Genomic DNA, 16,620 nt, shown 5'->3' with positions numbered 1-16,620 from the left:
TACTCCGTAATATTTTCACCATATACTTGCCTCATCCTTGATACTCTCCAAAGGTAAGGATTTTAGCCCGCTCTGGTAGCGGGCTTTTTTTATTTGATGATTTCTTGGTTGGGAAGTGGTGCCGTTGTAGCTGGTGTTGCAGCAGGCGTTAGCCCGGGAGTTGTTCCCGCAGCTGGCGGGACCGAAGGAGTGCCGGGAAGGTCAAGATCAAAAGTTTTAACGCCCGCACCGTTCATAAATTCGTTATACATCCAATCGCCTTCTGCGTTGGATACATTCTCTGGCACAGCGCGTTGTAGTTCAGGTTTGCCTGCCATTGCCTGATGCATATAGTCGATCCAGATTGGTAGAGATAAAGTTGCACCAAACTCTCTGCCGCCCAGTGACTTTGGATCGTCGTATCCCATCCATGCTACTGCCACTAAGTTACCCGCATAGCCTGCAAACCAGCCATCGACCGCATCGCTGCTGGTACCCGTTTTGCCCGCAATGTCATGTCGTCCTAAGCGTGGCGTAGCAGATGCACCGGTACCGGTTCTGACGACCTCACGCAGCATGCTGTCCATGATAAAGGCGTTACGACCGTCAATAACTCTGGCATCTTCTTGCGCAACGGCGGGTGGTTTAATGTCTGACAATACTTTGCCACGTGAGTCGGTAATTTTTTGAATCAGCCACGGTTTAATCTGATAACCGCCATTAGCAAATACCGCATAAGCAGCCGCAACCTGGAGTGGCGTGACTGATCCGGTACCCAGCGCCAGCGTCAGATTTTGTGGTTGCTTGGTGATATCAAAACCAAAGCGAGGTAAGTAATCACGTGCATAGCTGGCGCCGATTGCGCGCAGCAAACGCACTGAGACTACGTTTTTAGATTGTGCCAATGCGGTACGCAAACTGATAGGTCCATCGTATTTGCCATCGTCATTGCGTGGATCCCACTTTAAATCTTCAGTACTGGTTTCGGACAATTGCACGTCGTTGGCGATGGTGGCTGGCGAATAGCCTTTTTCCAACGCAGCAGAATAAATAAAGGGTTTGATCGACGAACCAGGCTGACGCCATGCACTGGTTACATGATTAAATTGTTTACGGTTGAAATCAAATCCACCGACCATCGCACGATACGAACCATCTTGCGCATTCAGGGCGACGAAGGCGGCATCTACTTCCGGCAATTGACTGATCGTCCAGCGTTTTTTAGCATCTTGCATCACACGTATCAAAGCGCCTGGACGTATTTTTAAATCGCGGTTGGCATTATTTTGCAAGGCTTTGTCCGCAAAGCGCAAGGTCTCTCCGCTGAGGGTAATTGTATCGCCGGACGCCATTTCCGCTTTGAGTGATTTTGGACTAACTTCCAGCACGACCGCAGGCAGCAATTTATCATTGGTAGGATGTTTCAGCATCACAGCATCGATAGCATCATCACGTTCATCTTCGTCAGTGGGTAGCTCAATAAAAGCCTCCGGGCCACGATATCCATGACGCTGGTCGTAGGCCATGACATTACGGCGTAATGATTCGTATGCGGCGTCTTGCTCGGCTTTATAAATCGTGGTGTAGACCTTCAGGCCGCTGGTATACGCAGCGTCTTTATACTCTGCGACGATACTTTGACGCACAATTTCCGCGACGTAATCGGCATGCGCATCAAACTGCTGGCGGCTACTGATATGCAGTTCTTCTTTGCTGGCTTGATCATATTGGGCTTGCGTAATATAACCATCATCTTGCATCGCCTTTAAAACTAACAGCTGACGTTGCTTGGCGCGTTGCGGATTGACTGCTGGATTATGGCGTGCTGGATTTTGCGGTAAGCCTGCCAGCATGGCGGCTTCTGCAATCGATAACTCTTGCAGCGATTTACCGAAGTAGGTATTAGCCGCGCTGGAAAAACCATGGGTACGTTGACCGAGATAGATTTGATTCATATATAGCTCAAGAATCTGGTCTTTGCTTAATGCCGCTTCGATGCGATAGGCTAAGACAATTTCTTTAAACTTGCGCATAACGGTTTTTTCTTGTGTCAGCAAAATATTACGAGTGACTTGCATCGTGATAGTCGAGCCACCTTGATGAAAACCACCGCTCAAATCTGCTAGCAATGCCCGTAAAGCACTACGAAAATCAATCCCGCTATGCTCGTAAAATCGCTTGTCTTCTATCGCCAATAAAGCGTTTTTCATGACTGGCGGAATATCTTTGATAGCGACAAAATCTCTGTGTTCATCACCAAACTCACCGATCAAAGCATTGTCGGCGGTGTAGATACGGAGCGGGATTTTTGGCTGGTAATCGGTGACTGCATCCAGTGACGGCAAATTGGGCAAGATACCAAAAAATATATAGATCAGCGCACCTAAAAAACAGGCTGTCAGAACAGCGATACCACCTAAGATTAATTTCATCAAAGTACTCATGTCTTCCTTAGTCTTCTAATGTTTGCAGCAAATACAGTTTTTGATAAATGCCAGAGTCCAGCAGCATCAATTGTGCGTGCGTGCCTTGTTCTGCAATATTGCCGTGATTGAGTACGACAATCTGGTCTGCGTCGCGGATAGTGGATAGACGGTGCGCAATCGCCACGATGGTCACGCTGCCACGCAGTTCTGTCAGCGCTGTTTGTACGACTTGCTCGGTCTCGCTGTCGATATGTGATGTAGCTTCATCCAAAAACAAGATGCGGGGTTTGCCCGCCAGCGCACGGGCGATCGCGATCAATTGTTTTTGGCCGGTAGACAGGCGCGCGCCGCCTTCACCCAAGGGCGTGTCATAACCTTGTTCCAGTTGCAGAATAAAGTCATGCGCGCGTGCCGCTTTGGCGGCGATAATGATATCGGCCTCGCTGATATCGCGCCCCATGGCGATATTTTCGCGGGCATTGGCTGCTAATAAAAATGGCTCTTGCGGTACAAGTCCCACACTGGCGCGGAAATGCTCATCGCTAAAACTGGTCAGATCAATATCATCAATCGTGATACGACCAGACTGTGCGGTATAGAAACGCAATAATAGACTGAGCAGAGTGGACTTGCCGCTTCCTGTGTGGCCGACAATGCCGAAAAAGCTGCCTGCCGGGATATGCAAGTTAACATCATGCAGCACCGGATTGACTGGGTCATAGCCAAAAGCCAGATGCTGTAAGCGCAAATCACCTTGGCTAATTTTTTGGTCGCTGATGATGCTGGTAGTCGTTTTTTCTCTCAATAAAGTATTCACCCGTGCCGCCGAAACCACTGCTTGTTGTATCTGACCGAATTGCAAGGTGATCTGGATCAAAGGATCAACCACGCGGGCAATATAGCTGACAAACGCATACAAGATACCGACTTCAACACCAGAAAAATCACGCTGGCTAAAACAAAAGATCACCACTACCAATAGCAGCGAATTGAGTAAGTCCAGCGCAGGACGCAAGAGCCAAGCATTGGCTCGCAACTCGTCTAACCGCGCATGGTAATGTTGTTGATTGGTCGCGTCAAACCGTGCGCCGAAACGCAATTCGGCATTGCTTGCTTGCAGCGTGCTCATGCCGTTAATACTCTCTGCAACCTGCGCGTTGATCTCGCTACGCAACTGGCGCGCACGACTCACTGCTGGCGCACTCCAGCGCTGATAAAACCAAACGATGATCACTACGGCCGGGATTAGCATTGCTACGATCAGCATCAGCCGCCAATCCAGCCACGCCATTGCTACCAGTGCGCCGATCACCACGATGGAAGAGTCCAGCATGACAAACAAGACTTGGACGTATAGATTTTTAACAGCTTCGGTGTCGTTGGTTACACGACTGACTAGTTGTCCCGTAATCGCTTTATCAAAAAAAGCCATCGGCAAGCGCAGTACATGTTCATACACTTGCTCACGCAGGCGGCGCACCGAGCGCATGGCAACACCGGCCAGGCGTGACAGTTGCAGATATCGCAGCCAGGTTGCCCACCAGCCTGTGGCCAGATAGGTGACCAGCAAGCCGACTACGATGGCGGTATCCATTTGATGAGGCAACAGATAGCGATCAATAAACGCCTTACCTAGCAGAGGACCCAGTGCTTCCAGTCCTGCAGCGACAAATAAAAATAGAATCCCTAGCAGCACGTGGCGACGTTCGGGTTGTGCCGCTTGCATGAGCAAATTCACTGCGAGCTTTTTTTCGGACTTGCTTTCGGGGGCGCTCATTGCTGGGCTGCCTATCGCATTTACTTCAGACATTACTTTTAACTTTTGTAGAGTGGATAGTTGACGAAGAATAGTTGGCTTAGCTAACAGAGGCTGCGGAATACCACAGCCGGTTACTGACAGGTTTAAGCCGCATCAAGACTGGCTTCCAATTGTTGATAGCGCCATTGGGCTGCGTACCATCCTGCTTGCTCTAATAACATGTCATGCGTGCCTTGTTCAATCACTCGGCCTTCACGCAGCACTAAAATATGATCTGCATTCGCAACGGCGCTCAGGCGATGACTGACGATAATGGCGCTGCGCTCTTTACGTTGCTGACGTAATTCATTTAGATGTTGAAGGATGCGGGTTTCGGTATCGGTATCGACTGCTGACAAGGCGTCATCCAGTAACAGTAAAGGACTATCGGTCAGTAAAGCGCGAGCAATCGCAACCCGTTGACGCTGTCCACCAGAAAGCGTCACACCGCGCTCACCTACCGGTGTGTCATAGCCCTGCGGGAAGCGCACAATATCCTCATGTACGGCCGCCAGCGTAGCGGCGTGAATAATCTGTTCACGGGTCGCGTCGGGATTGCCCAAAGCAATATTATGAGCAATCGATGCAGAGAACAAAAAAGGTTCCTGCGATACCCAGTTGATCGCCAGCCGCAAACTATGTAAGCGATAATCCGATTGCGCATGCTCACCCCAACGTAGCGAACCTAGCGAGCCTAGTGTGCCTTTACCGGCGGCAGCTATATCGTATTGCCGCAATATCAAACGGATAATTGTCGATTTGCCCGATCCTGTATGTCCGACGATGCCCAGCGTTTTCCCCTCGTCTAAGTTAAACGACACATGATCCAGCGCGATGGCAGATTGTCTAGGGTACGAAAAACTGATGTCCTGAAAACGCAAACTACCCTGCGGCGATGTGGTGATCTGACCATGATCCTGCACACTAAGTTCCGCCGCCAGAACAGGCTCCAACCGATTCCATGCGGCTTTGCCGCGTTCCAGCAAGGACAATACCCAACCAGCAGCAAACATCGGCCAGATCAATTGACCCAAATACATCGTAAAGCTGGTCAGGGTACCGATGGTCATTTGTTGATTCCAGACCAGATATCCGCCCATTGCCAGCGTCAATGCGCCTGCGGAGGTCAGGGCGATACCGACTGCTGGTTCATAAGCGGCTTCCCAGCGCTGTGCGCTCAGACTGGCATCGGCTGCCTGTTCGGCCAGTTCGGCAAATTGCGCTGCGCTGCGTTGTTCCAGACCGAGAGCGCGCAAGGTGCGTACACCCGCCAGAGTTTCCTGCACCTGATCATTGAGCTTACTAAACCGGTTTAAAGAGTCACGGGATGCATCATGCACGTGATGAGTGATTTTCTTAAATGCCCACGCCATAAAAGGGAAGGGCAGCAATGCCACCAGCGCCAGCCGCCAATCCACACCCAGCAACATCATGCCGATCACCAGTGCAAAAGTCATCGTGCCATCAAAGCCCGCCAGCATGGCTTCCCCAGACGCCAGTTCAATCGCATCTGCATCATTGGTGCCGAGCGCCATTAAATCGCCAGTGCGTTGCTGCTGAAAAAACGGCGCGCCTTGTAAACTCAAGCGCTGATATAGCCTGGTGCGTAATTGCACGCCTAACTGATATGACGCTGCAAACAATTGCAAGCGCCAGCCTACGCGCAAAAAGTAAATCGCTATTCCCATCAATATCAGCTGGCCTAACTGGATCGCCAGTCCGCGACCATCTAAGGTGTGCGCCACCATCGCATCAATCACCGCGCCGACTTTGCGCGGGATCAGCACAGTCAATATTGCGACGCTAAGTAGCATAGCGCCCGCTGCAATATAGTGCCGTTTATGTTGTTTTATAAATTGTGCAAGTAGTTGGTACAAACTCATAGGGTATTCGATTGGATTGGGTGATCTTGAGGCGGAATTGCGATCGAAGCGAAGACAAACAATTTTCCAGGGTTTGAGAATTCAGCAACTTCAGAGCCATTGATGATACAGCATTTGTATTTTTCGCCGTGATTTTGTCCTCCGAAAGTGATGGCAATATAAGGTATCTGAAGCCTATATTTGGTGTAAATGGCTGCGCATATCTTAGAAGTGTACGGATATACTCCCATAAAGAAATCTGAAAAATGCCTAGATGCCCAATAATTACTTGGACTATTTAAATATACATACTAGGAGTATATTTAATCGCTTGATGCACGCTTGCATCCTATCGATGATGCGACATGTAGTGTGAATGTCAATCGCATGGAACACCCTATGCCGCGCACGGGAGAGAGGTGCAGCCCGGCTCCGGCTCATTTCAAATCAATACCTAAGGCTGACAGAGCCAATCAACAGATCCGCATGCGGCGCAATTCATTGGGTCCGGTTCAATATCGTGAATTCGACCGATCGCACTTATTTCATTTGAAAACTCTTGTAATCGTGAAGAGTCCATATATGCGCCATGCGCACCAATGATGGAAAAACAAACGGCTTAAAAATGAGATATCCGGTGAAACGGTGCGCATGGCGCACCCTACGAGGAGACGCACATCAGGCTTTATGTGGAAACGATCCCCCAGCAAAGACGTGCCTTGCGGCACAAAAACACGCCACAAGCCGCATAAATATTGCGTAGGGTGCGCCATGCGCACCAATGATGGAAAAACAAACGGCTTAAAAAATCAGGATATCCGGTGAAGCGGTGCGCATGGCGCTACGGGCTACGCACGCTACGCTTGCTTAATTGCGACTCGAAGTACGGAATCAATTTTTTAATTTGACAAACAAGACTGCGTTTGTATTGCGCTGTAAATGAAGGATCAAACATTTCCTCACAAGTATCCCAGCGCTTTAGTAAATCTAAACTGCGTTGGAATTCTCCAGCTTCTAAAAATAATATTGCAGCATAAATCGGCTCCCGTAAAAGATCGTAGCGTGGTCTAACGGTGGATAAACGTCGAGTTTTATAAAGGCTTGAGGAAGTCAATAAAAATTCAGCTGCGCTAAGTGAATTAGAAAAATTCGTTAATACTGGCAATGCGTATTCATCATAGACATCGGAAAATTCTTGAGCAAGAAACGCAAGATTATCAGGACGACCTTCTAAAACAGGGTACTTAATCTCTAGCTTATCTTGCCATCTGTAGTGAGCGGGAAATAGCCGCATAATCGGAACTGAATCTGGCTCTATCCAGCGATCAGTTACTGGTGAACAATCACGATCTAATCCCAGATAATTAGATTTCTCAGCCGCGAAACTTGAATACAAAATAATCAGAGGCTCTATAGACCATAAATCTGGGCTAAGTGTACTACTCAATGTCACCATCATGGTTGCGCTCAGTGTCGGAGTTAATTTTTTCTCCCACGTTGCAATGTCAGTCCGAGATTTGTCAACGCCAATAAACAAAAAATCATGTCTTACCAATATCTCTGATAATGAGTTGAGCAAAGCAATATTTTGTTTCCCATTAAAATTCATTATTTTCATATAAGCCAATGGATAGAGAGATTATTATTTACCGTAGATGAGAGTACATGATTTAATGCAATCAGAGTAACGACCTGCCTCGTCAGAGTGAGTAAATAAATCAGCTGCAAAGACAACGCTAGATCCAGCTATTGCGCCAATTACACCAGCCCCTTTAATAACATACTTGCCCCACTGACGAGCCGCGCGTCCCGCAGATTCTGCGAAAAGGGAAACTCCTCTAGCTTCAATTGAGGAAATTGCTGCGCCCTCTAAAATGCCGTAACTTCGAGCAATTGCCGCTGTTTGTTTGTGAGCGTTCAGCATATCGGTGGATATGTCACTTTGCATAAACCGAGATTTTCCACTAAGCGCACCAGAGATATAAAAAAGCCGCTGACTTAAATGTCAGCGGCTTTTGAACACAATCCGCAAAATTCGGAAACTGAGCGCTTAAATGTAGCAGTAAAACTAACGCTTAATCACCACATCGCCATTATCCCGCTTCAACATATTCCACAAAAACGAATAGGTAATCGCTGCCATATCTGCACGTTGTGCATTGTTAGCCGCACCGCCGTGACCGCCTTCAATATTTTCGTAAGACCAGACATTGTCGTGACCCTGACTGATCATTTTTGCGGCCATCTTGCGTGCATGTCCCGGATGTACACGGTCATCACGGGTGGACGTGATGAACAAGACATTCGGGTATTTAACGCCCGCTTTGACGTTTTGGTATGGTGAGTAGCGTGAAATGTAATCCCATTCTGCTGGAATGTCTGGATTGCCGTATTCACCCATCCACGACGCTCCTGCCAGCAGTTTGTTAAAGCGCTGCATGTCTAGCAAAGGCACCTGGCTGACAACGGCATTAAACAGTTCTGGATGCTGGGTCAAGGCGACACCGGCGAGTAAGCCACCATTGCTGCCACCCATCGCGCCCAGATGTTGTGGGTTGGTGATTTTGCTGGCGATCAGGTCGTCCGCGACTGCGGCAAAATCATCATACGCACGCTGACGGTTTTCTTTTAACGCGGCCTCATGCCAGCGCGGACCGTATTCGCCACCGCCACGGATATTGGCCACGACATAGACGCCGCCTTTTTCTAGCCAGGTTTTACCCAGACTACCGGAGTAGGACGGTGTCAACGAAATCTCAAAGCCACCATAGCCGTACAACAGTGTCGGATTGTTACCATCGTATTTCACGTCTTTATTGCGCACCATAAAGTATGGGACTTTGGTGCCGTCTTTGGAGGTGGCAAACTTTTGTACGGTCTCGTAAGGCGTTGCATCGAAAAAGCTAGGGGCAGATTTTAAGGTTTCGCGCTGATCGTTACCCGCATGCGCCAGAATGTAAACGCTAGGAGTCAGATAGTCGGAATAGCTCAGGAAATAATCGTCAGAATGATTGGCGTCAATCGCGCTGACACCGATGCTACCTAGTGTGGGCAGGGCGACTTCACGTGAGACCCATTTGCCCTTTTTTAGCTGCCATTCAGTCAGATTACTTTTGACATTATTCAATGACTGCACCAGCAGATAATGTTTAGTAATTGCCTCGCCATTGAGTGAGCTTGTATCCGTCGGCTGGAACAATACATTGAAATTACGTTTGCCTTTTTTATACGCGTCAAAATCAATCGCCAGCAGGCTGCCAGTGGCGTAGGTCTTGCCGCCAGTGGTCCATGCTTCACGTAGGCTAACGACGAATTGTTTGCCAAAGAAACTGATATTGGATTTTGCTGGCACATCTAATCGCGTCAGTTTGCTACCTTCTTTTAAATATTCTTCCGACGTGTAAAAAGTCACACCTCTGCTAACGATTTCGTGATGAATACCATCTTGATCGTAGCTTCGGGCTGAGACCGAGATATCGGTTTTTTCACCTTCCAATAAAGTCTTGGCGGCGCTGATCGGTGTGCCACGTTTCCACTCTTTGACGATGCGCGGATAGCCAGAATCCGTCAGTGAGCCTTCGCCAAAATTGGTTCCGACGAATAGCGTATCTTTATCGCGCCAATCGATGTTCATCTTGGCTTCCGGCAGGGTAAAACCGTCTTTGATAAAGCTCTGTGTGGTCAGATCAAATTCGCGCATTACTACTGCATCTGCGCCGCCGCGAGATAATTGAATTAAGCAGCGGTCATAAACCGGATCACGGCAGTTGCTATTTTTGAATACCCAGTTTTCGTTCTCTATTTTTGCCAGTGCATCGATATCGAGCACGGTTTCCCATTTTGGTTGGGATTTGCGATATTCGTCCAGCGTCGTTTTGCGCCAGACGCCGCGTGGATGATCGGCGTCCATCCAAAAATTGTAATAATAATTTCCCATTTTGTTCACGGTCGGGATCCGGTCTTTGGAGTTCAGTACGACTTGCAAATCACTGCGTAGCTTGATGAAACCAGCATCGCTATCCAATTTGCTGCGAGTGACCTGATTACGTGCCTTGACCCAATCCAGGGCTTTCTCGCCGGTGACATCTTCCAGCCATTGCTGCGGATCGGCAGCGACTACCGATTCTGTCATTGCGCCTGCCACCGTAGTTTGTGCTTGACTGATACTCGCGGTGGCTAAACCCAATAGCGCAAGACTGAATGAGGCGATGAGCACAGCAGGTTTTTTTGATTTTGCTTTGTGTTCCATTATTTTCCTTGTCGTTATTTTTGTGTATGTTGACTTCCGAAACGCTACTAAACATCCTGTGTGACTTACTTCGATGCAGACAGGCTGATTATCGAATTAAGCAGTGCTGATGGACAAGGTAATTATGCTTTTAGTTCATCATTTTTTCCGTGAGTTGGATTCTTTGAATAGTCTGTGCAGATAAAAAACGATACCGATTTTGTCCTGCGATGTTGCCGAACTCTTTTTTGGCGATGAAATAATAAAAATTTCGCTTGCGATTAAGAATGATTCTCATTTAAAATTACATCTCGTTACAAACGTACTAGACCCAAGCCAGCTTCGACATTCTTCCCCCTCTGTCTGCCAGCCACCTTTTTTGCAAAGTGCAACTGGCGGTAGCGCAATCTTACTGATCTGCGCTCATCAACTCTGATCATGTTCAACACGCTCTGGCATTTAATGCTTGGGAGCGGTGTTGCCTCAATATTTAGCATCGGTCGTTCAGTTCATGCCTGCATCGCTATAGATACGCCCGGACAGGGCTTTTCAGATTTTTTTATTTATACATCAGGAACGAAGATGTCACACATTAAAAGTCGCAAGCATGTACGTCCCCAATTTAATCAAACTTTGACCGCCGCAGCGATCGCTGCTGTGATGCTGCCAGCACTTGCGCAGGCGGCTGATACGACTTTGCCAGAAGTAAAAGTGACGTCGAAACAGGAAAATGATTTTAAAGCGGACAAGGCCTCATCGCCAAAATATACCCAGCCTCTGGTCGATACTCCGCAAACGATTACCGTGATTAAGCGCGAGCTGATAGAGCAACAAGGCGCGGTGACCTTGACCCAAGCTTTGCAAAATACTCCTGGCGTTGGTGCATTCTTCCTTGGTGAAAACGGCAGCACGAATACAGGCGACGCGGTCTATATGCGTGGTTTTGATTCTTCCAGCAGTATTTATGTAGACGGCGTACGTGATCTGGGATCAATCTCGCGCGACTTGTTCAATATCGAGCAGATCGATGTATTAAAAGGCGCTGCAGGGACCGATAGCGGTCGTAGTGCGCCCACCGGATCAATCAATCTGGTGAGTAAACAAGCGCAAAAAGATGATGCGACTTACGGCTCGGTCAAATTCGGTAGCGGTAGTCAAAAGCGCGTTACGGCGGACTGGAATAAAGTCATCAATGCAGAGACAGGTACCGCATTTCGTTTAAATGTGATGGATGAAGATAGTGGCAGCACCAGCCGTAACGAAGTCAAAAATAAACGCTGGGGTGTCGCACCGTCGCTGGCATTTGGGCTTGGTAGTCCGACCCGGATTTATCTGAATTACCTGCATGTTGATCAAAATAATGTGCCGGATGGCGGCGTTCCAACAATAGGCTTGCCTGGCTACAGCAGTCCGGATCCTAAACGTCCTTTCCTATCAACTGCGCCGATGGTAGATCCAAAAAATTTCTATGGATCGTCTAGCGATTTTGACAAAGTCAAAGCTGATATGCTGACTGGGAGGATAGAACATGACTTTAATCCTAAAGCGAAATTGATCAACACCACCCGCTACGGCAAAACCTCGCAAAATTATTTATTGACCGCCTTCATGGGCACGACTGCGAATCTGCTTACGCCATCAGCAAGCAACTTATCTACCTGGACCCTGGCACGGAGTACTCGTACGCTCAAAGATCAAAAAAATGAAATTTTGACGAATCAAACTAATCTGCTACTTGATTTTGATACGAACGGACTCCAGCATACGGTGTTGACCGGTGTCGAGCTGACCAACGAAAAACAAAACACCTTTGGCTACAGCGGCACAGGCACACTGCCTGCTGCCAACTTCTATAATCCGAATCCGAATGATCCTGTTAGCGGCTTGAATTTAGTGCGCAACGGCGTGTTCACCCGCGGCGCAACTACCACGGTGAGTGCCTACGCTTTTGATACTTTAAAATTTACGCCGCAATGGCAATTAAGCGGCGGTGTACGGATCGATCACTACAGCACGGATTATTCTGCCACTAGTTTATCGACGCTGGCTGCTAATCCTACTTTGCCAGTCAATACTTTGATCCCGACCAATTTAAATATGGACGGTAATCTGGTGAACTGGAAAGTCGGTGGTCTGTATAAACCGACCGAAGCCAGCAGTGTGTATGTGTCCTATGCCACGTCCAAACAGCCACCGGGCGGTTCTAATTTTGCTTTAAGTGCCTCTGCGAGCAGTGCTGCCAATCCTAAGTTTGATCCGCAAGAAACCAAGAATGCAGAGATCGGTACCAAGTGGGATTTGTTAGACCAAAAGTTGTCGTTTACCGCAGCTTTGTATCGTACCGAAGTATCAAATGAGGTTGAACAAAACCTGGTTGATCTGCTGTACTACCAAACGGGCAAAAAGCGGGTGCAAGGTGTGGAGTTGGGCGTGACTGGCGCGATCACTAAAACTTGGTTAGTCAGTGCCGGTTATACCAAGATGGACACCAAAGTAGAGAGCGGAAAAATCACGACTGCCAGCGGTATCAACAATCTGGCCTACACGCCAAAACAAGCTTTCACCGCATGGACCTCGTATGAGTTACCGTTTGGCGTGAAGCTCGGTGGCGGCGCACGTTTTGTTGATTCTTTGTTGCGTGGCACTGATGGTGCCGTCGGCACACCGGCTTATACCAATTCCTATTGGGTGGTGGATGCAATGGCGAGTTATGCCATCAACAAGAATATCGATCTGCAATTGAACCTGTACAACCTTGGCGATAAAGCCTACGTTGCAGCGATTAACAAGAGTGGATATCGTTACACGCCAGTCACGCCACGCTCGGCAACTTTGATGGCGAATATTAAGTTTTAACTGAACTTGAAACTTTAGTTTCTGGCTATATTGATTGTTATAAATGGATAGCTAGAGCTAAATAGCCAACAAGAAATAACGCAATCAAAAGCCCTTCGTCTGCACGAGGGGCTTTTGCATGACAAGGAGCAGATACGATGATGTTGCACATACCTGAAGTATTGACCCGTGATCAGGTCGCGCAGATCAGAGCAAAACTGGATCAGTCAGACTGGATTGATGGCAAAGCGACCGTTGGCGAACAAGGCGCGCAAGTCAAGCGCAATCGGCAACTCCCAGAGAGTTCACCGCTTAGTATAGAACTGGGAGAGACTGTGTTGGCCGCGCTGGCGCGTAACCCTTTATTCTTCGCCGCCACCTTACCTTTGCGCACAGTCCCACCACTATTTAATTGTTATGAAGGCGGCGACCATTACGGCTTACATATCGACGGCGCGGTACGCAAACTGCCGGGTGCTGCGTATATGCGTACTGATATATCGTCCACACTTTTTCTATGCGACCCGGAAGAGTATGAAGGCGGAGAGCTGGTCGTCGTCGATACCTATGGCACGCATGAGGTCAAACTGCCCGCCGGTGATTTGATTGTCTATCCGTCCAGCAGCCTGCATCGAGTAGAGCCGGTGACACAGGGTGCGCGTATTTGCTCTTTCTTCTGGACCCAAAGTATGGTGCGCGACGACAGCCGGCGCGGGATGTTATTTGAGCTGGACCAGAATATTCAAAAGCTGCGCGGACGTTTAGGTGACTGCGATGAAGTCTTGAGTTTGACCGGTCATTATCACAATTTGCTGCGGCAATGGAGTGATGTCTGAGGCATAGCTGTTGTCGGTTTAACTCACTTTTAGCGATTCTGTGAGCAGAAAGTGGTTTGATTGATTTTAATATACTCCTGATGTGTATATTTAATTGTCCATAGAATTATTGGGCAATCAGCCTATTTTTATAAAAAATAGGGGGAGTATAGTGATTTTGCAGTTAGCGCTGCGCTAATTTAGCTTGCGCAGGCACATTGCGTTTGATCCAGCCCAGCATGTCTTGCCAGATGCGCTGGACTTCAGCGTCTGGTGGCATGACTGTGGCGTTGGGCAGTTCTATCGTGACCACCGGGATGTCTTTGTGCAAGCCGCTATAGTTGCCTAGCGAGCCTGGGTAAACGCCAACCCGGTTGAACATCAGGCGGCCAAAGCGGATCGGCGGTGTGACCGGGCCATCAAAATCCAGCACGCCAAACGGTGCATGCACCGAGATGATGACGTCGGGCTTGAATTTTTCTATCGTATCGAATACCCAACGGCTTTCTGGCTCCGAGATCGGCGCTTTGCCGGGGAAGCGGCGCGGATCGCTGCGGGTGGTGTTGGCCCAATAACGTGGCGCGTCGTGTTCCCAATTCGGCGTCGGAAAATTACGATTTAAGTCAACGCCATGCACGTTCACACGTTTGGATTTGGCCGCCAGCAAACCATCCGGGTTGACGATGGGCGCGACCTTCCACTGAAATTCTTGCGCGGCAGGTTTTTGCATGCTGTCCAGCCACTTAAATACGATCGCTGACGCTGTTTTTTCATCACCATGAATACCGCCGATTAGCAGAATTTTGATGGCTGGCTTTCGTTTAGTGTCAGGTTTAGTGTCAGGTTTAGTATCTGCTTTAGTGATATTTTTAGAGACCGCCTCAAAATCGCGCGCCAAAATTGGGAAGCCATTCACGGATTTCGCCCCAGTCGGCATTACCTTACTGTTGCGGCAATCATTGAGCGACACTTTAGGCAACCGAGCCACTAATGGCGTGCACCAGTCGGTGATGATTTTTGGATTTGGGAATAAGGTAGGCGCTAGAGGCGGCTTGCTCGCACTGGCGGCTGCACTAGCCACTGCACTAGCTGCAGCAGTATTAGTAACAGCGCCAGCAACGACTGACGCATTAGCTGATGAGATCAATAACATCAGGCTGGCACATGCAATGACGGACGAGGTAGAACTGGATAAATTATTACCGCCCAACTGAGTCCACCATCGCATGCTTCAACCTTACAACTTAATACGCGTCAAAAAATTACAAACCAGCCGCTTTACGCAACAACACCGCTTTGTCGGTGCGTTCCCAGGTGAACTCAGGTTCTTCACGGCCAAAGTGACCATACGCCGCCGTTTTAGTATAAATAGGGCGCAACAGATCTAACATCTGGATAATGCCTTTTGGACGCAGGTCAAAATACTCATTCACCAGAGCAGCGATCTGATCATCCGGGATCACCCCTGTGCCTTCGGTATAAACCGTCACATTCATCGGACGTGCTACACCAATTGCATACGCCACTTGTATTTGGCATTGTTTTGCCAATCCGGCAGCGACGATATTTTTTGCCACATAGCGTGCTGCGTAAGCTGCGGAGCGATCCACTTTAGTAGGGTCTTTGCCGGAGAATGCGCCGCCGCCATGTGGACAAGCGCCACCGTAAGTATCGACAATAATTTTACGGCCAGTTAAGCCGCAATCGCCTTGCGGCCCACCGATGACAAAACGTCCGGTAGGATTGATCAAAAACTTGGTATCTTGCAGCCAGTCTTTTGGCAATACGGGTTTGATGATTTCTTCAATGACGGCTTCGATAAAAGAAGACTTCATCTTGGTGCCATCGCTTTGATCGGGGCTATGCTGTGTCGACAACACGACGGTATCAATACTGTGTGGCTTGCCATCGACATAACGCATTGTGACCTGGCTCTTGGCATCTGGACGCAAGAACGGCAAGCGCCCATCTTTGCGCAATTGCGCCTGACGTTCCACCAAACGATGTGCATAGTAGATCGGTGCTGGCATCAGTTCTGGCGTTTCATCGCAGGCATAACCAAACATCAAGCCCTGGTCACCGGCACCGGTGTTCAGATGGTCGTCGGTAGCCTGATCAACACCTTGCGCGATGTCATTCGATTGTTTGTCATAAGCAACCAATACCGCGCAGCCTTTGTAGTCAATACCAAATTCAGTATTGTCATAGCCTATGCGTTTGATGGTGTCGCGTGCAACCTGAATGTAATCGACATGGGCATTGGTGGTAATTTCGCCTGCCAGAACCACTAAGCCCGTGTTGACCAATGTTTCAGCCGCGACGCGTGACAGCGGATCTTGTTCAAAAATCGCATCGAGGATTGCATCGGAAATTTGATCGGCGACTTTGTCGGGATGTCCTTCAGAGACCGATTCAGAGGTGAAGAGAAAATCATTAGCCATCGCAGGCTCCTTGTAAAAAATGACCGTATTAAACATGCCGCAGTCGGAAAGAGAACCTGCGACGCTTTAGCGGAACTTATATACCGCCTCGCAAGTTGTCTGTTAACTCGGCGGTTACTGCTTTACGTCATGAAAACAATTGTCAGTTTAATCTTTGCATTGATATCAGTTTATAAGGATTGATATTGGTGCCGAGTTTAATTTTGCAATAGCCGTCACTAGGAATGTGATATTTT

Annotated in this window: 10 protein-coding genes; 2 read left to right on the top strand and 8 right to left on the bottom strand. The window is 48.5% G+C overall.

Translation table 11 applies throughout. The features are described 5' to 3' along the window. Positions 1-89: 89 nt before the first annotated feature. The 6 genes from AAKU64_RS10685 to AAKU64_RS10660 all read right to left on the bottom strand — a co-directional run bounded on the left by AAKU64_RS10685 (position 90) and on the right by AAKU64_RS10660 (position 10,314). Positions 90-2,411 (bottom strand): penicillin-binding protein 1A, encoded by a 2,322-nt coding sequence (locus AAKU64_RS10685; RefSeq protein WP_354332600.1) that lies wholly within the window; start codon positions 2,409-2,411, stop codon positions 90-92. 19 nt (positions 2,412-2,430) lie between these two features. Next, positions 2,431-4,182, bottom strand: a complete 1,752-nt coding sequence (locus AAKU64_RS10680) for an ABC transporter ATP-binding protein (RefSeq protein ID WP_354362128.1) — start codon at positions 4,180-4,182, stop codon at positions 2,431-2,433. Between the two features lie 125 nt (positions 4,183-4,307). Continuing rightward, positions 4,308-6,086 carry an ABC transporter transmembrane domain-containing protein gene (locus AAKU64_RS10675; protein ID WP_354332603.1) on the bottom strand — a complete coding sequence of 593 codons (1,779 nt, stop codon included), beginning with the start codon at positions 6,084-6,086 and terminating at the stop codon, positions 4,308-4,310. A gap of 820 nt (positions 6,087-6,906) precedes the next feature. Next, the gene (locus AAKU64_RS10670; RefSeq protein ID WP_354332605.1) at positions 6,907-7,692 is read right to left on the bottom strand and encodes a hypothetical protein; all 786 of its coding nucleotides are present in this window, start codon (positions 7,690-7,692) and stop codon (positions 6,907-6,909) included. Positions 7,693-7,707: 15 nt separating this feature from the next. Further along, complete coding sequence (locus AAKU64_RS10665) at positions 7,708-8,013, bottom strand: hypothetical protein (RefSeq protein ID WP_354362127.1); 306 nt, start codon at positions 8,011-8,013, stop codon at positions 7,708-7,710. 120 nt (positions 8,014-8,133) lie between these two features. Beyond that, positions 8,134-10,314: a prolyl oligopeptidase family serine peptidase gene (locus tag AAKU64_RS10660; RefSeq protein ID WP_354332607.1), complete on the bottom strand. Its 2,181-nt coding sequence runs from the start codon at positions 10,312-10,314 to the stop codon at positions 8,134-8,136. Positions 10,315-10,875: 561 nt separating this feature from the next. On the opposite strand from AAKU64_RS10660, the gene AAKU64_RS10655 reads away from it, so the two are divergent. Together AAKU64_RS10655 and AAKU64_RS10650 are read left to right on the top strand one after the other, a co-directional pair. Next, complete coding sequence (locus AAKU64_RS10655) at positions 10,876-13,149, top strand: catecholate siderophore receptor Fiu (protein WP_354332609.1); 2,274 nt, start codon at positions 10,876-10,878, stop codon at positions 13,147-13,149. 137 nt (positions 13,150-13,286) lie between these two features. Then, complete coding sequence (locus tag AAKU64_RS10650) at positions 13,287-13,964, top strand: Fe2+-dependent dioxygenase (protein WP_354332611.1); 678 nt, start codon at positions 13,287-13,289, stop codon at positions 13,962-13,964. A gap of 163 nt (positions 13,965-14,127) precedes the next feature. Here the strand turns inward: AAKU64_RS10650 and AAKU64_RS10645 are convergent, their stop codons facing one another. Together AAKU64_RS10645 and metK are read right to left on the bottom strand one after the other, a co-directional pair. Further along, positions 14,128-15,171, bottom strand: a complete 1,044-nt coding sequence (locus tag AAKU64_RS10645; protein WP_354362126.1) for a M14 family zinc carboxypeptidase — start codon at positions 15,169-15,171, stop codon at positions 14,128-14,130. Positions 15,172-15,205: 34 nt separating this feature from the next. Then, positions 15,206-16,384, bottom strand: coding sequence for a methionine adenosyltransferase (gene metK, locus AAKU64_RS10640; protein ID WP_354332615.1), 1,179 nt, complete (start codon positions 16,382-16,384; stop codon positions 15,206-15,208). Between the last annotated feature and the right edge of the window lie 236 nt (positions 16,385-16,620).

It is taken from the genome of Undibacterium sp. GrIS 1.8 (assembly GCF_040544445.1).
GTDB lineage: Bacteria > Pseudomonadota > Gammaproteobacteria > Burkholderiales > Burkholderiaceae_D > Undibacterium.
Note: the sequence above shows the minus strand (reverse complement) of the source record. Positions and strands in the feature narration are given on the sequence as shown.

What these genes read in the sequence shown, in the direction of transcription:
- AAKU64_RS10645 (WP_354362126.1), bottom strand. Translation starts at nt 15,171, where the DNA reads ATGCGATGGTGGACTCAGTTGGGCGGTAATAATTTATCCAGTTCTACC.
- AAKU64_RS10685 (WP_354332600.1), bottom strand. Translation starts at nt 2,411, where the DNA reads ATGAAATTAATCTTAGGTGGTATCGCTGTTCTGACAGCCTGTTTTTTA.
- AAKU64_RS10655 (WP_354332609.1), top strand. Translation starts at nt 10,876, where the DNA reads ATGTCACACATTAAAAGTCGCAAGCATGTACGTCCCCAATTTAATCAA.
- AAKU64_RS10665 (WP_354362127.1), bottom strand. Translation starts at nt 8,013, where the DNA reads ATGCAAAGTGACATATCCACCGATATGCTGAACGCTCACAAACAAACA.
- AAKU64_RS10650 (WP_354332611.1), top strand. Translation starts at nt 13,287, where the DNA reads ATGATGTTGCACATACCTGAAGTATTGACCCGTGATCAGGTCGCGCAG.
- AAKU64_RS10675 (WP_354332603.1), bottom strand. Translation starts at nt 6,086, where the DNA reads ATGAGTTTGTACCAACTACTTGCACAATTTATAAAACAACATAAACGG.
- metK (WP_354332615.1), bottom strand. Translation starts at nt 16,384, where the DNA reads ATGGCTAATGATTTTCTCTTCACCTCTGAATCGGTCTCTGAAGGACAT.
- AAKU64_RS10660 (WP_354332607.1), bottom strand. Translation starts at nt 10,314, where the DNA reads ATGGAACACAAAGCAAAATCAAAAAAACCTGCTGTGCTCATCGCCTCA.
- AAKU64_RS10680 (WP_354362128.1), bottom strand. Translation starts at nt 4,182, where the DNA reads ATGAGCGCCCCCGAAAGCAAGTCCGAAAAAAAGCTCGCAGTGAATTTG.